Origin of the sequence: Massilia phyllostachyos (assembly GCF_021044825.1) — a bacterium.
GTDB lineage: Bacteria > Pseudomonadota > Gammaproteobacteria > Burkholderiales > Burkholderiaceae_D > Telluria > Telluria phyllostachyos.
Genome location: NZ_JAJNOC010000001.1, coordinates 324,199 through 340,553 on the forward strand (window position 1 = coordinate 324,199; position 16,355 = coordinate 340,553).

The 16,355-nt window shown below is 67.7% G+C and carries 13 protein-coding genes and 1 pseudogene; 7 read left to right on the forward strand and 7 right to left on the reverse strand.

Annotated features, from left to right (window positions below; genetic code table 11):
* Positions 1 to 44 precede the first annotated feature (44 nt).
* Genes LQ564_RS01355 through LQ564_RS01365 form a run of 3 tightly spaced genes read left to right on the forward strand, consistent with a single transcriptional unit; the run spans position 45 to position 2,662 of the window.
* The gene (locus LQ564_RS01355; RefSeq protein ID WP_231056295.1) at positions 45 to 863 is read left to right on the forward strand and encodes an NAD-dependent epimerase/dehydratase family protein; all 819 of its coding nucleotides are present in this window, start codon (positions 45 to 47) and stop codon (positions 861 to 863) included.
* Positions 864 to 872: 9 nt separating this feature from the next.
* Positions 873 to 1,760, forward strand: a complete 888-nt coding sequence (locus LQ564_RS01360) for an aldose 1-epimerase (RefSeq protein WP_231056296.1) — start codon at positions 873 to 875, stop codon at positions 1,758 to 1,760.
* Entirely contained in the window at positions 1,757 to 2,662 is a 906-nt protein-coding gene (locus tag LQ564_RS01365; RefSeq protein WP_231056297.1) for an alpha/beta hydrolase, read from the forward strand. Before LQ564_RS01360 ends, LQ564_RS01365 begins: the two co-directional genes overlap by 4 nt.
* A gap of 65 nt (positions 2,663 to 2,727) precedes the next feature.
* On the opposite strand, the pseudogene LQ564_RS01370 reads toward LQ564_RS01365, so the two are convergent.
* Both LQ564_RS01370 and LQ564_RS01375 read right to left on the reverse strand, forming a co-directional pair.
* A pseudogene (locus LQ564_RS01370) lies at positions 2,728 to 3,459 on the reverse strand (YdcF family protein); the annotation flags it as partial.
* A complete protein-coding gene (locus tag LQ564_RS01375) occupies positions 3,452 to 4,345 on the reverse strand; it encodes a LysR family transcriptional regulator (RefSeq protein WP_231056298.1) in 894 nt (297 codons plus the stop codon). The gene LQ564_RS01375 and the pseudogene LQ564_RS01370, both read right to left, overlap by 8 nt.
* Positions 4,346 to 4,449: 104 nt before the next feature.
* Here LQ564_RS01375 and LQ564_RS01380 point away from each other — a divergent pair, with 104 nt between their 5' ends.
* Positions 4,450 to 5,310: an SDR family oxidoreductase gene (locus LQ564_RS01380; protein ID WP_231056299.1), complete on the forward strand. Its 861-nt coding sequence runs from the start codon at positions 4,450 to 4,452 to the stop codon at positions 5,308 to 5,310.
* A gap of 11 nt (positions 5,311 to 5,321) precedes the next feature.
* Positions 5,322 to 5,810 (forward strand): AtaL-like protein, encoded by a 489-nt coding sequence (locus tag LQ564_RS01385; protein ID WP_231056300.1) that lies wholly within the window; start codon positions 5,322 to 5,324, stop codon positions 5,808 to 5,810.
* Here the strand turns inward: LQ564_RS01385 and LQ564_RS01390 are convergent.
* Both LQ564_RS01390 and LQ564_RS01395 read right to left on the reverse strand, forming a co-directional pair.
* A complete protein-coding gene (locus LQ564_RS01390; RefSeq protein ID WP_231056301.1) occupies positions 5,797 to 6,432 on the reverse strand; it encodes a DVUA0089 family protein in 636 nt (211 codons plus the stop codon). The two genes, LQ564_RS01385 and LQ564_RS01390, sit on opposite strands and share 14 nt — an antisense overlap.
* A 29-nt stretch (positions 6,433 to 6,461) precedes the next feature.
* Positions 6,462 to 8,750 carry a pectate lyase family protein gene (locus tag LQ564_RS01395; protein ID WP_231056302.1) on the reverse strand — a complete coding sequence of 763 codons (2,289 nt, stop codon included), beginning with the start codon at positions 8,748 to 8,750 and terminating at the stop codon, positions 6,462 to 6,464.
* Between the two features lie 272 nt (positions 8,751 to 9,022).
* Between LQ564_RS01395 and LQ564_RS01400 the strand changes: the two genes are divergently transcribed.
* Together LQ564_RS01400 and cysC are read left to right on the forward strand one after the other, a co-directional pair.
* On the forward strand, positions 9,023 to 9,949 hold the full coding sequence (locus LQ564_RS01400; RefSeq protein WP_231056303.1) for a hypothetical protein: 927 nt from the start codon (positions 9,023 to 9,025) through the stop codon (positions 9,947 to 9,949).
* On the forward strand, positions 9,946 to 10,569 hold the full coding sequence (gene cysC / locus LQ564_RS01405) for an adenylyl-sulfate kinase (RefSeq protein WP_231056304.1): 624 nt from the start codon (positions 9,946 to 9,948) through the stop codon (positions 10,567 to 10,569). Before LQ564_RS01400 ends, cysC begins: the two co-directional genes overlap by 4 nt.
* A 21-nt stretch (positions 10,570 to 10,590) precedes the next feature.
* Here the strand turns inward: cysC and LQ564_RS01410 are convergent, their stop codons facing one another.
* The 3 genes from LQ564_RS01410 to LQ564_RS01420 form a co-directional block, all read right to left on the reverse strand.
* Positions 10,591 to 12,405, reverse strand: coding sequence for a glycoside hydrolase family 28 protein (locus LQ564_RS01410; RefSeq protein WP_231056305.1), 1,815 nt, complete (start codon positions 12,403 to 12,405; stop codon positions 10,591 to 10,593).
* Positions 12,406 to 12,475: 70 nt separating this feature from the next.
* Positions 12,476 to 15,292, reverse strand: a complete 2,817-nt coding sequence (locus LQ564_RS01415) for a TonB-dependent receptor (RefSeq protein WP_231056306.1) — start codon at positions 15,290 to 15,292, stop codon at positions 12,476 to 12,478.
* A 254-nt stretch (positions 15,293 to 15,546) separates the two neighbouring features.
* Positions 15,547 to 16,245 (reverse strand): FadR/GntR family transcriptional regulator, encoded by a 699-nt coding sequence (locus tag LQ564_RS01420; RefSeq protein ID WP_231056307.1) that lies wholly within the window; start codon positions 16,243 to 16,245, stop codon positions 15,547 to 15,549.
* Positions 16,246 to 16,355: the final 110 nt, after the last annotated feature.

Below are 16,355 nucleotides of genomic sequence, written 5' to 3' on the forward strand. Positions count from 1 at the left end.
GCCGACCACCCCGCGTTGGCGCGACGGATTCAAGGAGTCTTGGAATGACTGAAGCTGCAAAAGGCAAACCCTTCAAACGCATCCTGCTGACCGGCGCCGCCGGCGGCCTGGGCAAGGTCCTGCGCGACCGCATCAAGCCCTGGGCCGAGGTGGTGCGCCTGTCCGACGTGGCCGACATGGGCGAAGCGCGCGAGGGCGAGGAAATCGTCCAGTGCGACCTGGCCGACAAAGAGGCCGTGCTGAAGCTGCTGGAAGGCGTGGACGCGGTGCTGCACTTCGGCGGCATCTCGACCGAGAAGCCGTTCGAGCCGATCATGCAGGCCAACATCCTCGGCGTGGCCAACCTGTACGAGGCGCTGCACAAGGCCGGCACCCGCCGCGTGATCTTCGCCAGCTCGAACCACGCGATCGGCTACCACCACGTGAACACCGTGCTGGACGCGAACTCGCCGACCCGCCCGGACAGCTACTACGGCCTGTCGAAAGTCTTCGGCGAGCAGATCGCGCGCTACTACTTCGACCGCTTCGGCATCGAGACCGTCTGCATCCGCATCGGCTCGAGCTTCCCGGAGCCGGCCAACAAGCGCATGATGAGCACGTACTTCTCGTACGACGATCTCACCGAGATGCTGCGCTGCTCGCTGTTCGCCCCGCGCGTCGGCCACACCATCGTCTACGGCATGTCGGACAACGACAGCGTCTGGTGGGACAATCGCCTGGCCTCGCACCTGGGCTACAAGCCGAAGGACAGCTCGTCGAAGTTCGCCCACCTGTTCCCGGACACTTCCGAGTTCCCGGAAAAGGACGACGTCACCACCATGTACCAGGGCGGCAAGTTCCTGCTCGACGGGCCGCAGTACTAAGCCATACCGATGCCGACGCCGGTGCTGGAACGCCTGACCCTGCAGAATGGCCGCCTGATGGCGGAAGTGCTGCCGCAGGTGGGCGGCGGCCTGGCGCGGCTCGACTGGCTGCGCGGCAGCGAACGCGTACCGCTGCTGCGCGGCCTGCCCGACGGCTTCCCCGGCATGCCGCTGCCCGGCCAGCTGGCCTGCTTCCCCCTGGTCCCGTGGTCGAACCGGATGGCGCCCACGGGCTTTACCTTCGACGGCGTGCAGGTCGTGCCGCAGCCGAACCGCGAGGGCGAGCCATGCCCGATCCACGGCGACGGCTGGCAGCAGCGCTGGCGCATCGCGGCGCACCACGAAACCTCGCTGACCCTGAGCCTGGACCGCTGGGACGCCAGGCCCTTCGCCTATACCGCCGAACTGCGCTACACCCTGGCCATGGATGCGCTGGTGGTGGAACTCAGCGTGCGCAATGCGGGCCGCACGGCGCTGCCCTTCGGCCTCGGGCTGCATCCGTGGATGCCGGATCCGGGCGGGGCGCTGCTGCAGGCGGGCGCGAACAGCATCTGGATGGCGGGGCCGGACAAGCTGCCAATTGCACGACAGGACATCCCTGCGCATTGGCGCTTCGATCATCCATCGTCGCTGCCGCAGGACGGCGTCGACAACGTGTTCGAAGGCTGGCATGGCGACGCGCGCATCGCCTGGCCCGCGCGCGGCGTGGCGCTCGAGGTGGCCGCCGACATGGATTACTTCATCCTCTACGTGCCGCAGGGACGCGACGTGTTCTGCTTCGAGCCCGTGGACCATCCGATCAACGCGCACAACCTGCCGGGGCAGCCCGGCCTGACGGTGCTGGCGCCGGGCGGCACCTTGCGGCGCCGCTGCGTGTTCCGAGGAGAGGCATTGTGAAACGACTCGTTCCTGGTGTGATGCTGGCCCTGGTGGCGACGGGCGTGTGGGCGCAGACGCCCTACAACGCCGAGACCACCTACCGCAAGCTGATCCGCGACTATCCCTTCATCACGATCGCCAGCGGCGAGGCGCCGGCGACGGTGCAGGTACGCAAGGACCTGGTCTACCTGCAGCATCCGGACAGCGCGCTTGCGCTCGACCTCTACCTGCCCGCAGCGTCGGCCAAGCCGGCGCCGCTGGTGATCCTGGTGCACGGCGGCGGCTGGGCCAGCGGCGATCGCGCCGGCATGGCGCCGCTGGCGGCGCGTCTCGCCGCACGCGGCTTCGCGGCGGCCACCGTCAGCTACCGGCTGTCGGGGCAGGCGCGCTATCCGGCGGCGATCACGGATGTGAAGGAATCGGTGCGCTGGCTGCGCGAGAATGCGGCCGCTTTCGGCATCGACCCGGCGCGTGTGGTCATCTCGGGCGCCTCGGCGGGCGGGCAGATCGCGTCGCTGGTCGGCATGCTGGAGCCGAAGGCAATCCGCGCGGTGATCAATATCGACGGCCTGTCCGACTTTACCTCCGAGGACGCGCGCAAGAACGAGGACGATCCGAACAAGAAGCCGTCGGCGGCCGGCGCCTGGTTCGGCGGCCGCTATTCGGAGACGGCGCCGCTGTGGCGCGACGCCTCGCCGATCACCCACGTGGGCAAGGACAGCCCGCCGGTGCTGTTCATCATCAGCGGCGTGCCGCGCTTCTCGGTGGGACGCGAGGCGATGGCGGCCAAGCTGGCGTCGCACGGCATCGCGAGCGACACCGTGGCGCTGCCCGGCACGCCGCATTCGTTCTGGCTGTTCGACCCCTGGGTCGAGCCGACCGTGGAGGCGATGGACGCCTTCCTGCGCAAGACCTTGTAGGGTGCGCCGCCCAGGCCCACCCTACCGCCTGAACGCAACTTGTACCAGCCCAGTCCGATCAGCTCATAGCTCGCATACCACGAGCGCCGCATTCCTTCGGCGCTCGGCACCCATGCGCTGGCGCTCCTCGCCTGGCCGCGCAGGAAGACGGTCGGCGCATCCACTACCTCCAATCCCGCACGTTCAAAGGCCGCATGCGAGCGCGCCATGTGCATCGCATCGGTCACCAGCAGCACCCGCGTGACGCCCTGCGCGCGCAGCATGGCGGCGCTGAAGGCCGCGTTCTCGGCGGTGTCGCGCGAGCCGCGTTCGACCCACTGCACCGGCACGCCGAAGTCCTCGCGCAGGGCGGCCGCCATCGCGTCGCCGAAGGAATAGACGCGGTCATTCCCGAGCGGCTTGCCGGCGAAGCCGCCGCTGACCAGCAGCGGCAGGCCGGTGGCGCGCTGCAGGTGCGCCGCGTAGCGCAGGCGCGCCAGGGCCACGTAATCCGGGATGCTGCGGCCGCCGTATTCGGGCGCATCGCGCAGCTGGCCGGCGGCCAGCACCACGATGGCCTGGGCGCCGGCGTCCTTCGGCGCGGTCAGGGGCGTGGTCATGTTTTCCAGCGGCGTGACCAGGAAGTCGGCGACGGCGGTGGTCGACAGCAGCGCCAGCAGTGCGAATCCGGTGGCAGCGATCGCGCGGCCGGCGCGTGGCCGCCAGCGCCATATCACGAGCCCGATCACGATCAGCAGGAACAGGTTCGAAGGCGGCAGGATCAGGCTGCGCGGGATGGCGTTGAGAATCTCAAGCATGGGCGTCGAAGTCGATATGGGCAGCCAGTTCGTCCGGCGTCCCGTTGGGGAAGGAAGATTTCAGGTAGTCGAGGAAGGCGGACACGCGCGCGCTCAGCAGGCGGCGCGACGGGTACAGCGCCCACAGCGCGATCTCGGGCGCATCGGCGTCGCCCAGCGACACCAGCCGGCCGTCCGCCAGATCATGGCTGACGAGCGAGATGGGCAGGCGCCCGGCGCCCGCACCCATGCGCACCGCGTCGCGCACCATGATCATCGAGGACAGCGACAGCACCGGCTCCACGGCGAGCGGCGGCGCGTCCTTGCGTTTCCACACCGTGGCCCCGCCGCCATCGCGCACCACCGCCGGCAGCGGCGCGCCGTCGGTCGGGAGAGCCAGCTGCGGACTGGCCACCATCACCAGCCGGTCGCGCAGGAAGATCCGTCCCACCAGGGTCTCGTCCGGATCCGGATTCACGCGCAGGACCAGGTCGTAGCCTTCCTCGACCATGTCCACCACCCGGTCCTCGGTGGTGACTTCCAGCCGCACTTCCGGGTACTTCAGTGCGAAGCGGGCCGCCAGCCGCCCCATCGCGGTCTGCGAGAACAGCAGCGGCGCGCTGATGCGCAGGCGCCCGCGCGGCTTTTCACCGCCGGATGCGATCACGGCGGCGGTCTCGTCGATCTCGGTGAGGAGGACCGAAGTGCGCTCGTGCAGCGCCCGTCCTTCCTCGGTGAGTTTGAGGGTACGCGCGCCGCGTTCGAACAGGCGCAGGCCGAGCTCGCGTTCCAGTTCCGCGACCCGGCGCGACAGCGTCGCCTTCGGGCGGCCTGATTCGCGCGCGGCGCGGCCGAAGCCGCCGTGCTTGGCCACGAGGTTGAAGTCGACCAGGGCAAGGAGGTCCATATGTTTCATCCATGAGACGGTATGTCCAAGTATAAGGGCTATCGGTCCACCTGTGGGATGAATACCATGGACTCACCCTTTCAACCACAGCACAGGAGCACATCATGACCATCCTCGTTACCGGCGCCACCGGCCAGATCGGCCGCCAGGTCGTCCAGCAACTCATCGACCGCGGCGCGCAAGTGCGCGCCCTGGTCCGCGATCCGGCCAAGGCCGACTTCCCGTCGCAGGTCGACGTCGTCCAGGGCGACCTGCTCGACCCCGATTCGCTGCGCGCAGCCTACCAGGGCGTGAAGACCATGTTCCTGCTGAACGCCGTCGCCCCCGACGAATTCACCCAGGCGCTGATTGCGCTGAACCTGGCGAAGGAAGCCGGCATCGAGCGCCTGGTCTACCTGTCCGTCATCCACAGCGACCGCTACCTGAACGTGCCGCACTTCGCCGGCAAGTACGGGGTCGAGCGCGTGATCGAGGACCTGGGCTTCAGCGCCACCATCCTGCGTCCAGCCTACTTCATGGAGAACGACGCGACGGTCCTCGATGTGGTGCGCGAGTACGGCGTCTACCCGATGCCGATCGGAGGCAAGGGCCTGGCCATGATCGCGACCAGCGACATCGCCGAGATCGCGGCGGTCGAACTGGTCCACCGCGACCGCGCCACCCGCCCGATCCCGAACGAGCGCTACAACCTGGTCGGCCCCGACACCCTGAGCGGCCAGGACGCGGCCGCGGTCTGGTCCGAGGTGCTGGGGCGCCCGATCAATTACGGCGGCGACGACACCGCCGCCTTCGAGCAGAACCTGCGCCGCTTCATGCCGGGCTGGATGGCCTACGACATGCGCCTGATGGCCGGCCGCTTCCAGAACGAAGGCATGGTGCCCGAGCCTGGCGACGTCGCGCGCCTCACCGCGCTGCTCGGCCGCCCGCTGCGCAGCTACCGCGACTTCGCCGCGTCCATCGTCTAAAGGAGAGCATCATGATCTATTCGACCGCTTCCGTCCCCGTGAATCCGGCAGGACAAACCCCCTTGACCCGCGAACAGGCCTGGGCCGGCCTGGTGCTGAAGGCGCGCGACGCGCGGCTGTTCCTGCCGCCCGGCCTGTGCACCCGCTGCGACGTCGTGGAAGAGGGCGACGGCCACATCGTGCGCGACGCCACCATCGGCGGCGCCGACCTGCGCGAGATCATCGCCTTCGAGCCGGGGAACAAGGTGAGCTTCTTCCAGGCGTCCGGGCCGCGCGAAGGCGTGATCGTCAACGAGCTGTTCGAAGACGAAGCCGGCCGGCTGCAGCTGCGCTTCTACTGCTACCTCGGCCTGCGCGGCAAGGCGCCGGGCGGACCGGAGGAGCAGGCCGAGCAAGCCATGATGGACAGCGAGCAGGGCTACCGCGCCGCGCTGCTGTCCACCCTGCGCCGCACCCGCGAGCTGCTCGCCGCGGGCACGCTGCCGGTCACGGATGCTTGATGCGGGATGGGCGACGGCGCCGCACCGCCGTCATGCCCGCCAGGGCAAGGCCGAACAAGCCCAGCGAGGCCGGCTCCGGCACCCCGGCCGGCTCCGCATACGGCAGCACGTTCAGCAGGTCGAGCGCCCACGACCCGTTGCGGCGCACGTCCATCTCGTCGACGAAGCCGTTGCGGAAGTTGCGGTACGCCTCGCCCTGGTAGTAGAAGCCGTCCGCCAGGTTCTCGCTGACGCTGTAGTTGTTGTACTGCTGGAGCGAGACGGTATAGCTGCCCGGCCCGAGCTGCAGGCTGAGGTTGACGTCCCAGCACTGGCGCGTGACGGCGTCGGCGCCGACGTGGCGGCATTCGCCGTCGTCCTGCTGGGCCACCAGCTGGCCGCCGGCGTCGAACAGGGCGATGATGGGGTCGAAGCCGCCGCGCGCGATGGCCTGGCCGGCGGCATTCACGCCGCCTGCATAGGACCAGCTGCGCAGGCCGACGGTGGACAGTTCGGCCACGGAAAAGCGGATCAGCTGGACGTCGTTGTCGTAGTCGAACTGCCCGGTGTACGACAGGTTGCCGGCGCCCGCGCTCGAGGCGGTGCACATGGCGAGGAAGAAGGCGATCGGTGCGAGTTTCATGAAGTAGTCTCTTTCGTATGGGTTGACGCTCAGTTCAGGCCGCCGCCGATGACGGACAGCTTGCTGAAGGTGGCCGACTGGGCGGCGGTATTGCTGCCCGAGGACACCGCCATGCCCACGTACAGGGTGGTGGCCGTGACGTTGACGCTGGTCGCTTCGGTCCACGTCAAGCCGTCGCGCGAGGCGGCCGAGTAGAGCGCGTTGCCGCGCCGTTCGATGCGCACCCAGACCGGCAGCGTGCTCGTGCTGTAGCCCGGCAGGACCGACTTGTTGTCGCCGTTGATGGCGCGCCGGATCTCGCCGGTATTGGCGTAGCGCGCGGTCCAGGCGTAGGTCCCCGATCCCGACAGCGAATCGGTCGCCAGCAGGCCGGCGCGGGCGCCGCTGCTGCTGCCGCCTTGCGTGAGCAGCCGGGCCGTCATCACGAAGTTGCCGGTCAGGGGCATGTACTTGAAGTAGTGGTTGTAGCTGGTCGAGGTCGAGATGTTGCCGGCGCCGGTGATCGTCCACACGCCGTTGAGCAGCTTGCTCGATACGGCCGCCGTCACCGCGGGGTTCATGGCGCCCTGGCCGACGCCGCCGTTGCAGGCGAACAGGCCGGTGCAGACCGGCGCCGTGCCGACTGGCGGCGTGGTCGGCGTGCCCGGATCGGTCGGCGTGGTCGGCGGCGTGGTTGGTGGCGTACCAGTGCCGGCCGCGCTGCAGGTCGCGCCCGTGCCCGGGTTGTTGACGCGGCCGGCGCCGGCGTTGTTCTTCACGTAGACGCAGGCCTGGTCGGCCGGCAGCGCGGTGTAGGCGTAGGGCGGGGTCCACAGGGACAGGCGCGGCAGGCCGGGGTCGGCCAGCAGCGCGGCCGAGATGTCGATCGCGCCGCCGACCCAGGGCTTGGTGTCGTCGCCCTTGTCGTTGATGAACAGCTCACCCGAGGCGCGGTAGCTGACCGCATCCTTGCCGCCGGAGACCTTGCCGCCGACCTGGGACGGTTTCAGGTTCTTGAACAGGTAGTAGTTATTCTCGGACAGCACGTCGGAGCGGTAGCGCACGTCGAGGCCGCCCTGAAACTTCATGTCCGGGTCGGCCGGGCTGGTGTCGCCTTCGAGCAGGTTGTTGAAGGTGTGCAGCTGGCCGAAGCGGATCAGGGGCAGGCGGCTGGCGGTGCCGTGCCAGTGCAGGCCGTGGAAGGTCACGTGCAGGCGCTTCTCGTCGCTCCAGGCGCGGCCGCTGTCGCCGTTGCCGACCAGGGTGGTCTTGCCGTGCTTCGTGAAGATGCTGTTCGACAGGGTCACGTAGTCCGAGCCGCGCACGATGTCGAGGGCGCCGTCGTGGCGGGTGTCGCTGGCCAGGCGGTCGGGCGTGTCGCCGTCGCTCATGGTGATGTGGTCGACCCAGACGTTCTGCGAGCGCGAGATCGTCACGCCGTCCGCATAGGCATTCGCCGAGTCTTCCGGGTTCACGTCCCAGGGCGTGTCGATGGCGAGGTTGCGGATGATGACGTTGCGGGTCCAGGTCGGGAACAGGTCGCCGTCCTTGCCGGCGGCGATCCAGGCCTTGAAGTCGGCTTCGGGGTCGCCGCCCTGCGCCAGCGCCAGTTCGGAACCGATCAAGAGGGTGGTGCCGGTGATGCGCGCCGCGCGGCCCTGGGCGTCGTTGATGCCGACCAGGGTGGTGTTCGAGGGGATGTTGATGGAGCCGCCGAACTTCTGGTCGGTGTAGCTCTCGTATTCCTTGAACACGGTATTGTTGGCGCTCATGCGCAAGTCGATGTGGCCGATCACGCGGATGATCTTCGGCGCCAGTCCCGCCTCGTTCAGGGCGGCCACCAGCTGCTGGCCGTTGTAGACGGTATAGACGTGCTGGGGCGCCGCATTGCGCCCGCCCGTGACCACCACCCGCGCATGCCCGCTGCCGTCGCGCCGGAAACCGTGCCAGCCGTTGGCGGGAGCGGCGTCGCACTCGAAGGTGAGGGCGCCATTCGTCGGGTCGGAGGTGGCGAACTGCCAGTTCGGCAGCACCGGCGCGGCGCGGTAGTTGGACGGCGAGTGCTTGCCGCCGACCAGCACCGGCGGACCGGGCCGGCGGGCGCCATAGCTGCCCAGCTGCAGCGGCGTGGAGGGGCCGGTGAGCGTCTGGGCATCGATGCCGTCGAGGGCGATGGCGGGGCAGGCGCCGGTGCCGGCGGCAACCGAACCGGCCGTCCTGCTCATGGAACTGGTGGATACGCGCGCCTCCGGCGTGGACGCGCTGTCGCCTGCGCCGCAGCCGGCGAGGGCGAGCGCAATCGACGAGGCAAGGCAAAGCTGATGCAAGTTGGCTTTCATCCGAGGTCTCCTGTTATGTTTTTGAGAACTTAAATTGACCGGGCCAATTGTATGTTTGCTCTGACCACCCTCAATTTGGCCCGACCAATTTATTCAATGTAACGACAATCAGGTCATGGGTCCAGCATTTTGTTCAAGAATATGCAAGCTTGGCGTAATCCTGCGTACGGGCTGTAAATGGCCGGCATTTTCCCGCCTGCTCGCCGTCTAGCGATGGCGCGAAGTCGGTTAGACTTGGCGCCAGTGCTTAATCAACGTGGATAGGAAGCGGAATGGCTGTACAGAATATTTTTATTGCCGGGATGGAGAAGTGCGGTACGTCGGCGCTGTACGCTTGGATGGTGGCCAATGGCTTGGCGGAAGAACGGGTGCCGGGCGTCAAGGAGCCCTATCTGTACGCGAACGACGCACCGCATCCGCCGCGCACGCGTACGTCCAGCCTGCCGCTGCTGGACGCCAGCGTCGGCTATGCCGGCAACGCCGCGGTGGTGGCCCGCATGCCCGAATACGACACCCGCATCGTCCTGTGCCTGCGCAACCAGCTCGAGCGCACCTGGAGCGCCTACAAGATGAAGAAGCTGATCTTCGGCGCCCGCGCCGACGAGCGCATCCACCACCTGTCCTCGCAGGGCAATGCCGAGACCGGACGCCGGCGCCTGGACGAACTGGAATTGGACCAGGAAACGTACAGCATCACCAGGAGCTACTTCCCGCGACGCTCGCATCACCACGTCGACCGCTACCTGCAGAAGGAAAGGGAGCACCTGTGCAGCCATGACTTCGCCGGCCGGATCGAATACGAGCTGTCCTTCTTCCTGGCGCGCCGGATGCTGCCCTTCCTGTCCGTGCTGGACGCCAGCTTCCTGTATCGGCCGATGCGCAACCTGCTCGAACGTTACCAACCCGAGGACCTGTCCGTGGTGTCGGTGAACCGGCTGGCGGACGCCGCCGACCGGCGCCGTTTCGTCAACGGCGTGTTCGGCAAGGATGTCGAAACGCCCGACGTGCCCTTCTCGTTCAGCAGCGGCGAAGTCGCGTTCGCCGAGCCCAAACCCGATTTCAACGACAAGTCCTTCGACCTGCTGCGCGCCGCCTTCCGTTACGATCTGTCGCAGGCGCGCGCGCTGATCGCCACGACCCGCTTCGGCGACAGCCTGCTCGACAACGCGGCCCTCGACCGCTACCTGGACCCGCGATGACCCGCCGCGAGGTCTTCAACGACGCCCTGTTCTGGCAGGGCCAGTCGGTCTCGATGGAAGACCGCGAACGCCTGGGCGGCCACGCGGCGGCGGTGCTATGGTTCACCGGTCTGTCCGGCTCCGGCAAGTCGACCCTGGCCAGCGCCGTCGAGCGGCGCCTGCACGCCCTCGCATGCCGCACCTTCGTGCTCGACGGCGACAACCTGCGCCACGGCCTGTGCAGCGACCTGGGGTTTTCCAGCGCCGACCGGCACGAGAACATCCGCCGTGCCGGCGAAGTGGCGGCGCTGTTCGTGCAGTCGGGGGCGATCGTGCTGAGCGCCCTGATCTCGCCGTTCGAGAGCGACCGCGCACGCGCGCGCCGGCTGGTGCCGGAGGGGCGCTTCTTCGAGATCTACTGCAACGCCAACGTGGACGAATGCGAGCGGCGCGACGTCAAGGGCCTGTACCGGCGGGCGCGCAGCGGCGAGGTGCGCGACTTCAGCGGCATCTCCTCGCCCTATGAGGCCCCGGACGCGCCCGAGCTGGTCCTGCATACCGCCAGGGACAGCGTCGAGCAATGCGTGGAGGGGGTGATCGCGATGCTGCAGGCGCGCCTCGGATTGCCCGGGGCGCGATAGCCGCAGGCGCGCTGATTGCGCTTACGCCTGCAGGGTGGTGTTGACCACCTTGCCGGCGATGGTCACGTTGGTCAGGACGACGTTCTTCACGTTGTAGGTGTAGATCGGCTGCGCCGCGTTGACCGGGGTGCCGAAGTCGCAGTCGGTGATGGTGACGTCGCGGATCGGCAGCACCTCGGCCGGCGTGTCGCCGTTGTAGTCAAAGGCGACGGGGCCGAGCAGCAGCACCGCCTGGTAGCAGGAGCGCGGCCCGTCCCGGGTCGCCACATTCCCCACCTTGACATTTGAAATGTGCACGTGCTCCACCACCGGCGGGCGGGTGCGCACATTGTCGGCCCTGGGCGCGTAGTCGCAGTCGAAGGTGATCACCGCGCCGGCGCCGGCGCTGACCGATTTCGGCTGGATCGGCGAACCGGGAAGCGGCGTGTAGAACTGGGGCTTCAGGTTCACGCCGTTCGGCATCAATACGTTGCGCACATAGAAGTGGCGCAGGAAACCGCCGCGGTTCATATTGGTCTTGAGGCGGATCGCGATGTTCAGCGGATCGGTGGCCCAGTGGCTGTTGCGGAACTCGATGTCCTGCGCATACACGTGCTGGATCCCGCCCGACATCTCGCTGCCCAGGGTCACGCCGCCGTGGCCGCTGTTCATCACGCAATGCTGGATCACCACGTTCTGGGTCGGGCCGAACTGCGTGTCGAGGTTCTTGCCGGCCTTGATCGCGATGCAGTCGTCGCCGCTGTTGAAGGTGCAGTGCTCGACCAGCACGGTGTTGCAGGCTTCGGGGTCGAAGCCGTCGCTGTTCGGGCCCAGGCTGTTCATGTGGACCTTGCGGATCGCGAGCCTGCTGCAGTTGACCGGGTGGTGCTGCCAGAACGGCGAGCCGTTCAGCTGGTAGCCCTGCAGCAGCACGTCGGTGCAGCCGATGAATTCGACCATGCAGGGACGCAGGTAATGGCCGCGTCCGAACACGCGCTTGGCCGCCGGCACGCCCGCTTCCGACAGGGTCGGCAGGTAGGCTTCGTCGGTGCGCCACTTGTCGTCCTTGCCTTCCATGAGCGCGACCTGGGCGTCGGAGAGCCCTGGCGCGACCGCGCGGATCGTCGCGGGATTGAGCGGGTTCACGGCGGTCTGCGCCTCGTGCTGGCGCGCGCCCTTCCTCTTGCCCTTCCAGTCCCACCAGGTGTCGCCGTTCGCCTGCGGCACGCCGCCCTGGCCGTCCAGGATGCTGGTCCAGTCCTCGCCGGTGAGGGCGATATTGGTCTGGCCGTAGGCATACACCATCGGCGAGTAGTTCAGGCAGTCGTTGCTCTGCCAGCGCGAGATCACCAGCTTGCCTTTGGCGCCGCAGTCGTAGTCGCCGTATTTCGCGAAGTCCTCGGGGTCGTTGCTGAAGTAGACGTGGGCGCCCCTGGCCAGGTGCACGTTGACGTTCGACTTCAGGACGATCGGGCCCTTCACCAGCCAGTTCCCGGCCGGGATCAGCACGCGCCCGCCGCCGGCCTGGCTGCAGGCGGCGATCGCCGCGGCAATCGCCGCGTAGCAGTCCCTGGCGTTCGGGGCCGGCGTCGTGAGCTGGCCCGGTTCGTGGTGGGCGAGGAAGCCTTCCACGGTCACGGTGTCGCAGGGGGCGGCGCCGTAGGCGGTGATATTGAAGTCGCGCTTGGGGAAGGCGAGGGGTTTCCTGAACGCGTCGATGATGCCTTGCGCGCGGGCCCACGGGTCGTCCCTGGCCGGTGCGGCGAATGCCGGTGCGCCGAGGCCGAAGCCGGCTGCGGAAACGCCAACGCCGCGCAGGAGGGCGCGGCGTTGCGGGTTGATGTGCCTGGAGGTCATCGGGTCTTCTCCTGCGGTGGTCAAGGTCGCCGGCCACCGTACGCGAACCCGGTGGCCGGCGTGGCGCTGCTTAGAAGCTGTAATCCGCGCGCACCGTGAAGGTGCGGCCGATCGGCTTGGCGACGTTACGTGCGAACACCACGCGCGAGGAGAGGCGCTGGTTCGACAGCGGCGGATCCTCGTCGAACAGGTTGTTCACGCCCAGGCCGAGCTTGAGCTGCTTGTTGACCTTGTAGCTGGTCGACAGGTTGTACACGCGGTAGGCCGCGATGCGGTTGAAGAAAGGCTGGCCCGGCTTCTGGGTCGGCAGCGCATTGGTGTCTTCGTAGCTCGAGGCGTACTGCTGCGTCAGCTGGGCGAAGAAGCCGTTGTACGACCAGTTCACGCGCGCCTGGTGCTTCCACTTGAACACATAGGTGTTCGATGCGGTCGCGCCGGTGGACAGGGCGCCGTTGCGGCCGACGCTGTCGAACCATTCGCCGCCCGACTCGTTCTGGCCTTCGTACTTGTCGGTGTAGGTGCCGTCCAGCGAAAAGCCGAAGCGTCCCCAGCTCGAGGTCGGGTAGACGTAGTTCAGGCCGATGTCCACGCCCTGGGTGCGCAGGCCGCCCATGTTCAGGCGGGTCTTGGTGATGTAGGCCAGGGTGCCGTCAGCGTTACGCACGAACAGGTCGCCGTACTTCTCGATGTTGTTGAAGATCGTGTCTTCCGAGACCTGGGCGATGGTGCCGGTCATGTCGATCTTCCAGAAATCGACGGTGGCCACGAAGTTCTTCACCGGCTCGACCACGAAGCCGACCGTGTAGGTCTTCGACTTTTCCGGATCCAGGTCGGGATTGGCGCCGGTCAGGGTGGTCAGGCGGGTGTTGCAGACGCGGGTCGGGTCCAGGTTCAGGCCGGCGTAGCGCGGGTCGGTGGTGAGGGTGCCGGTGCCGGTCACGCCAGGGGTGGCGCTCGGGCACAGCAGCGGATCGTCCCAGTTCGACGAGGACGGGGTCAGGGTACGCTCGCTGCCGTACAGTTCCGGCAGGGTCGGGGCGCGGAAGCCCTTGCTCACCGTGCCGCGCAGCATCAGCTGCTTCATGGGCTGGTAGCGGAAGCTGGCCTTCGGGTTGACGGTGTTGCCGAAGTCGCTGAAATGGTCGGCGCGCACCGCGAAGTTCAGGTTCAGTTCCTTGGTCACCGGGGCGTCGAGTTCGGCGTAGGCGCCGGCCACCCGGCGCGAACCGCTCGGGTTGCGGCCCGGGGTGCCCGACACCTTGTAGACCACCTCGTTGCCCAGCATGTTCATGTTTTCCTCGAAGGACTCGCGGTGCCAGTCGGCGCCGACCGCCAGGCCGAGGGCGCCGCCGCCGAGGTCCATCAGGGTGCGCGACAGGTTGACGTCGGCGCCGTAGTAGCGCACGTCGGCATTGCGGTATTCGAGGCCGTCGGCCGAGATGCTCTCGAGGTAGTCGCGGCCGGCCTGGTCCTGCGGGCCGAAGGGGTTCAAGATGCCCTTTTCCACCCCTGCGTACAGGCCCGGGGTGCGCACGAAGTTGTCGCGGAAGCCGATGTTGCGCTGGCTGTAGGCGTAGGAGACGCCGGCGCGGTAGTCCCAGCCCCCGAAGAAACTGAGCTGTCCCTCGTCCTGCACCACCAGGCGGTGGTTGAGCTGTTCGTCGTGGGTGGTGACGGCGCCGAGTTCGTCCAGGCTCCAGGTCAGGGCCAGGTCTTCGCCATTCAGGCCGGCCACGGCCGGCACGCCGCCGCTGCCGCCCGGGTACCACTTGCTGGCCCTGGTGATCATCAGGGGACGGCGCGAAGCGGTCAAGCGGTCGTAGTCGGTGCTGGCGCCGAACGGCTGCGGCGCGTCGGAGGCGTCGATATAGGACTTCGACAGGTTCAGTTCGACGGTCAGGATGCCGCCGTCGCCGTGCGCCAGGCTGGCCTTGGTGAACACGGTCGCCTGCTGCGCTTCCGGCAGCAGTTCCGGATAGTAGGTCGGGTCGGTGATGCAGGTCTTGCCGCCGTTGGCGTTGGTGCGGGTCGACGGGATCGTGGTCTGGACCGCGTACGGGGTCACGCAGCCGGCTGCGAAATACGGATTGCCGGTGATGCTGGCCGACTTGCCGTTGCGGTAGATGGTGAAGTTGGCCGGCGAAGCCGCGCCGCCCGAGGTGTTCGGGGTGAAGGCGGTGCCGCCCAGCTGGACAATCTTGGCCGGGTCGGTGATGTTCGGGCGGTCGCGCTGCAGCAGCGAGTCGCGGCGCTGGACGTCGATCGCGGTGTAGACGTTCCAGCCGTCGCTGGCCAGGTCGCCCTTGCCGATCACCAGGCCGGCGCGGCGCTGGGCGCCTCCGCCCGACTGCTCCGGCTGCACGGTGCTGGCGCTGGCCGTCACGCCGGTGATCGAACGCTTGGTGATGAAGTTGACCACGCCGGCGATCGCGTCGGTGCCGTACAGGGCCGAGGCGCCGTCGCGCAGCACTTCGACGCGCTCGATGGCGGCCATCGGGATCACGTCGACGTTGACGGAACTGTCGCCCAGCGCCTCGTTGGCCAGGCGGCGGCCGTTGAGCAGCACCAGGGTGCGGTTGGTGTTCAGGCCGCGCATATTGATCATCGTGCCGCTGCCGCCGCCACCGACCGGTTCGTTGGTCGAGGCCACGGTCAGGGCCACGGCGACTTCCGACATCGTGGTCAGGCCGCGGTTGACCAGTTCTTCCGCCTTGATGGTCGTGAGGGGCAGGGCGTTCTCGGTGGCGAGTCGCTTGATCGAGGAACCGGTGACTTCGACGCGCTGCATCGGCGCTTCCTGCGCGATTGCGACGTTGGTCAGGGCCATGACTGCAGCGGACACTGCCGACAGAAGGAAGCGCGGATGGGAGGTTGTACGGTGTTTCATATGTCTCCTGCTTTGTTTTCGTCAAGCGCGCCCAGGGTCCTCCCGGATCGCGCGGGGTGGGGCGATTCTACTTTGGTCTGACCGCTTTCGCAATCTGGACGAGCCAGTTATTTTTCGGTCTACCGGTAAATACAAAGTGGTCAGACCAATTATGTCAATAGCAAGACAGCGGTGCATGCGGCGGCGTGGGTGGGCCGGAGCCACCGTGGCGGGCAGGGCAGGGAGACGGCCGGGCGCGTGACCGGCCGGGCGGATCAGCCGCGCGAGAAGGTGCGGGTGACGCGGTCCAGGTGGGCGCGCATCGCGGTGCGGGCGCCGGCCACGTCGTGCGAGGCGATCGCGGCGAAGATGTTGCGGTGGTCGAGCAGGGTCTGCTGGCGCAGTTCCTCGGTCTGGAAGTGTTCCTTCAGCTTGTGCCACAGCGAGCCGCGCTGGCTCCACAGGTATTCGATCACGCCGACCATCGCGCTGTTGCCGGTGGCGCGCGCGATCGCCAGGTGGAAATTGCGGTCGGCCGACTCGTTGCCGGCGCGTTCCTCGTGGTGCTGCTCCATCTCTTCGACCGCGCGCAGGATGGCGTCGATGGCCGAATCACTGGCGTGCTTGGCGGCCAGCGCCGCCACCTCGACCTCGATCAGGCGGCGCGCGGCCAGCACCTCGAAGGGGCCGGGGCCGGCGGTCGGCACCTCGGCCTGCGGCTTGGCCTGCTCGCTGACGTAGACCCCCGAGCCGCCGCGCACTTCGACCGTGCCGCCCAGTTCCAGGGCGATCAAGGCTTCGCGCAGCGAGGTGCGGCTGACGCCGAGCTTGCCGGCCAGCTCGCGTTCGGCCGGCAGGCGCTCGCCCGGACGGATATTCTCGGCGCGGATCAGTTCTACGATCTTGCTCGAGACCACCCGGTACAGCCTTGGCTCGTTGCCGCCGTTTTCGTTCGGCGCAGCGGTTTTTTTCATCGATGGGTCCGTCGTGGATAAATGGTGGCCGATGCCAAACAAGGAATCTTAGTTTGGCGCGGGTAATGTTGCAAGTGGACCAACCAATTATACGCGAACGGCGGCCATGT

Coding starts and splice junctions, on each gene's coding strand:
- LQ564_RS01355 (WP_231056295.1), top strand. CDS start 45: ATGACTGAAGCTGCAAAAGGCAAACCCTTCAAACGCATCCTGCTGACC.
- LQ564_RS01360 (WP_231056296.1), top strand. CDS start 873: ATGCCGACGCCGGTGCTGGAACGCCTGACCCTGCAGAATGGCCGCCTG.
- LQ564_RS01375 (WP_231056298.1), bottom strand. CDS start 4,345: ATGGACCTCCTTGCCCTGGTCGACTTCAACCTCGTGGCCAAGCACGGC.
- LQ564_RS01380 (WP_231056299.1), top strand. CDS start 4,450: ATGACCATCCTCGTTACCGGCGCCACCGGCCAGATCGGCCGCCAGGTC.
- LQ564_RS01385 (WP_231056300.1), top strand. CDS start 5,322: ATGATCTATTCGACCGCTTCCGTCCCCGTGAATCCGGCAGGACAAACC.
- LQ564_RS01390 (WP_231056301.1), bottom strand. CDS start 6,432: ATGAAACTCGCACCGATCGCCTTCTTCCTCGCCATGTGCACCGCCTCG.
- LQ564_RS01395 (WP_231056302.1), bottom strand. CDS start 8,750: ATGAAAGCCAACTTGCATCAGCTTTGCCTTGCCTCGTCGATTGCGCTC.
- LQ564_RS01400 (WP_231056303.1), top strand. CDS start 9,023: ATGGCTGTACAGAATATTTTTATTGCCGGGATGGAGAAGTGCGGTACG.
- cysC (WP_231056304.1), top strand. CDS start 9,946: ATGACCCGCCGCGAGGTCTTCAACGACGCCCTGTTCTGGCAGGGCCAG.
- LQ564_RS01410 (WP_231056305.1), bottom strand. CDS start 12,405: ATGACCTCCAGGCACATCAACCCGCAACGCCGCGCCCTCCTGCGCGGC.
- LQ564_RS01415 (WP_231056306.1), bottom strand. CDS start 15,292: ATGAAACACCGTACAACCTCCCATCCGCGCTTCCTTCTGTCGGCAGTG.
- LQ564_RS01420 (WP_231056307.1), bottom strand. CDS start 16,245: ATGAAAAAAACCGCTGCGCCGAACGAAAACGGCGGCAACGAGCCAAGG.